This is a genomic window from Bradyrhizobium sp. (assembly GCF_016462955.1).
In the GTDB taxonomy this organism is placed as follows: domain Bacteria; phylum Pseudomonadota; class Alphaproteobacteria; order Rhizobiales; family Xanthobacteraceae; genus Bradyrhizobium.
On record NZ_JAEMSD010000542.1, the window covers coordinates 1 to 3,431 of the forward strand.

Here is a 3,431-nt window from a genome sequence, read left to right on the forward strand (position 1 = left end):
GTGGAGGAATCCGCTCAGGCGGCGCGCGAGGTCGCCACGCAGATCGTCAAGGTCTCGAACGAGGCCGTCGAGACCGGCCGCCGTGCGCACGACATCCAGACCGGATCCGCCGATATCGCGGACAAGGTGGCGGGACTTCGATCGATCCTGGTGCAGGTCGTGCGGACGTCGACCGTCGATGTCAATCGGCGGACGCACGAACGGATCGATCTTGACCGCGCGGCGACGCTCGAGATCGACGGCGGCTCGCAGCGGGTTAGGATCTGCAACATCTCCGAAGGGGGAGCCATGATCGACCAGGTGCTGGAGGAACGGCAGATCGGTCGCCCCGCGACCGTCGTGATCGACGGAGTAGCGGCGCGCTTCGGCGGCGAAGTGGGACGGCTCGACGACGGCGGCACGATGATCAAAATTCCGCCTGACGGAGGAGGCCGAAAATATGCTGCGCGAGAACTTTCTGCGACGGTCCGCGGCCTGAAGGAGAAGCGAGTAGGGCTTACAAATGACTCGGGCCTTGAGGGCGTCCCCCGCCTCTAGCGGCATGAGCTCTCGTCGTGCTTGGAGAACGGTTATCGGCCTTGAAGGATCCGACGGCTCGAGCGGTCCTTCCATCACGATGCCTTGTCTTCCGGAACAGATCCGGGAGGATTCCACGCTATGACACGGGCACGCTCCCATCGGCATCAGCGATCCTGAACGAGACCAGCCTGTCGCTGCCATCGAGCGCCGTCGGACCTCCCGATCTGAGGCGGGATCGGCGCTTACCGGCCTCTGCGCCAGCAGCTGCCTTTGCTGTCGCGTCGTGATCGGTCTGCTCGCGAGCACGTTGCGCCAGTTGGGATGGCTTCGTTGGTCGAGTCTGGCAGCCGGGCTACGGAAAATTAGATCTGTTTGATCTTGCGCAAGGTCCGCGCGACGGCGGCTTGTAGTCAGATGCGAGCCAGGAGACCTCTCATGCGGTACTTTTTCAATCTGCAGGACAAGCTCGAGATCGAGGACGGGGTCGGCCGCGACTTCGCGCGGGCTTCCGAGGCAGTCGAATTCGCTCGCCACCTCGCTGCCGACATACGGTGCCTCGAGGCAACCGTCAGGCCCGCCTTGACCATCGAAGTCGTCGCCGAGAATGCCGCGCGGGTACACCGGGAGCTGGTCTTCACCTGAGCAGTGAGGTCTAAAGCAGAACCGATATTCGCGCCCCCGCGGCAGTGATCGACGTGGCACCGCGATCGCGTCTCCGCACCACGTCGCCAGTGCAGAATTCAGGGCCGCGAATCGCGATCTGAGCCTGCCTTTCACACACTGATCGAAGGCTGGAATCTGCCAATCACTTGCCCAAAACGCCATGGACCGGTATCTAAGTGTCGGACCATCGACGCTAACTCCAGTTCGCTGCCGGGCGCATGCAGAAATTCATCTGCGAGCAGAACATCGCTAACTTCGAACGAATGCTCTCCGAGACGAGCGACCCCGCGCTGCAGCGGACCCTTGAGCGACTGCTGGCGACCAACAAGCGCGAGTTGGCCCTGATCGAGTCCGAAGAATGGGGCGTGCGGAATCCTTTGCTCGCACCACCCCGCGCCACCGCCATAGACGTACCTGGCCTACGCGAGCAACTCCTGTCGGATTTCGCTGACTCGCCGCACCCGTATATGCTGCTGGATCCGGGGCCAAGATTGCAGATAATAGACATCAACGCGGCGTATGCGGCGGCGACACTCACGGATCGCCACGGCGTCGTGGGTCGCTCGCTTTTCGAGGTATTTCCCGACAATCCGGACGATCCCCTGGCCAAAGGGGTGAGCAATCTCTTCGCCTCTCTGCGGACCGTCGCGACGACCGGCCGCGCGCATGCGATGGCCATTCAGCGCTACGACATCCGCGGTCCGGACGGTGCCTTCATCGAACGGCACTGGCAGCCCATCAACTCACCCATCCACGACCGGAACGGGGGGCTCGCATTTCTTCTGCATCACGTCGAGGACGTGACGGATCAGGTGGAACGCTGATCCGCGGGCGGCGGTTCACTACGGTCGCCCAGCAGCTTGCCGGTGGCGACGTTGACGAAGTGCAGCGACGCGCAGGCGGGACACCACACCGAGACATGGGTGTCTTTCACGTCCGAGCGGTGATGCGTTCGAGCGTCATCCAGACCGTGCTGGACGTTCGTGCCGGTGCGTGGACACTTGAACAATATCTGGCGCAGCATGCCGAACTTCATGCTCCTGATCTCGCTGCGACGAAACTGCGGTCGACTACGTAGGTCTTTTCGGTCCTTGCGGCGGGTCAAAGCCGACGGCCACCCGATAGTTTGAATGACGTGCGGCACCGTTGCGCGTCGTTGTCACGACGGAGCGGTGCCCGGTCGTGAAGAGCGATGGCGAGACTTGAGACTCGGACGTCCTCAGGCAGGAATTCGGCCGTCGGCCCGAGTCCGCAGCGGGCGGACGATGCCCGCGTTGCGATCGTGGAGATCGGGGCGCCTGAATGCGGGCCGGACCTCTGCAGGGGGCCGGGAATGCGCGTCTAGATCACGACCGCGACCACCCCGATCGTCAAAGCGATGCAGGCGAGACCAAGAGCGGCAGCGACCATGAACGCGACGCGATTGTTGATCATAGAACCTCCGGATGTGGAGGTGACGAGTCTCGTGTGATGATAGACCTTTACGATCTTACCCACAGGCCGGAGGATCAGGTCAAAGACCGAAGCCACGCCAGGCGCGAGATTGCCTTCTGCGCGAAGCCCTGCAGAGCCTCGACCCGCGCAGCTTCGCCTGCGCGTTCCGCCCCTTCGAGATAGGCGTCCGCCAACGCCTCTGCGATGAATTCCGCATCCCGCTGTTCCAGGCTGGCGGGGAAGCTTCCGAAATCGGCGGCATCTTCCGCCATCCGCATCGCCTCTTCGCGAAGCTCGCGCGTGCGAACCGCCGCCGGTCCTCGCACGCGACGTTCCAGAGCGGCAAGATGGGTCCCCAGGCAGAGTTCAAGTCGTCTTGCGTTCACCCGATCGATCGGAGCGGGCGCTTCGCCCGGCTTGCCGCCAAGCTCGCGGTGATATGCGCGACGCCTCTCTTTCCGCAGCGTGGCGACGTGGCCAAGCTCCTCCATGGCCATCGCCTCGGAAGCCTTCTTGATCTCCGGATCAGTGGAATAGGCGGCCAAATATGACCAGAAGGCGAAGGCGCGCTCCTCGTTGCGCACCGCCATCGCAAGCGCGCGGTACGGCGTCATCAGTCGAGACGTCTTCACCTCGGCGGCCGCGTCCGCAGGAAGCGCTGCCGGTGCCTCCCACCGCACCAACGCGGGATCGGGCCTTTTGCCGCGGCGCAATTGCGACCACTGTGTGACACTGTCTACATGCTCGCGCTCGGCGGCCGCGAGTCGCGCGAACACGTCCGCCAGATCAGCTTTGCCCTGCCCGCGCATCTCGTC

Annotated in this window: 5 protein-coding genes; 3 read left to right on the top strand and 2 right to left on the bottom strand. The window is 63.7% G+C overall.

Translation table 11 applies throughout. The features are described 5' to 3' along the window. The 3 genes from JHD07_RS33855 to JHD07_RS33865 all read left to right on the top strand — a co-directional run. Positions 1–537, top strand: a 537-nt coding sequence (locus JHD07_RS33855; protein WP_291630066.1) for a PilZ domain-containing protein, incomplete at its 5' end; no start/stop codon positions are given. Between the two features lie 417 nt (positions 538–954). Further along, positions 955–1,161, top strand: a complete 207-nt coding sequence (locus tag JHD07_RS33860) for a hypothetical protein (RefSeq protein WP_291630068.1) — start codon at positions 955–957, stop codon at positions 1,159–1,161. A 239-nt stretch (positions 1,162–1,400) separates the two neighbouring features. Continuing rightward, positions 1,401–2,006, top strand: a complete 606-nt coding sequence (locus tag JHD07_RS33865) for a PAS domain-containing protein (RefSeq protein ID WP_291630070.1) — start codon at positions 1,401–1,403, stop codon at positions 2,004–2,006. On the opposite strand, the gene JHD07_RS33870 is transcribed toward JHD07_RS33865, so the two are convergent. Together JHD07_RS33870 and JHD07_RS33875 are read right to left on the bottom strand one after the other, a co-directional pair. Beyond that, complete coding sequence (locus JHD07_RS33870; RefSeq protein WP_291630072.1) at positions 1,991–2,218, bottom strand: hypothetical protein; 228 nt, start codon at positions 2,216–2,218, stop codon at positions 1,991–1,993. The two genes, JHD07_RS33865 and JHD07_RS33870, sit on opposite strands and share 16 nt — an antisense overlap. A gap of 472 nt (positions 2,219–2,690) precedes the next feature. After that, positions 2,691–3,425: a ferritin family protein gene (locus JHD07_RS33875; RefSeq protein ID WP_291630074.1), complete on the bottom strand. Its 735-nt coding sequence runs from the start codon at positions 3,423–3,425 to the stop codon at positions 2,691–2,693. Positions 3,426–3,431: the final 6 nt, after the last annotated feature.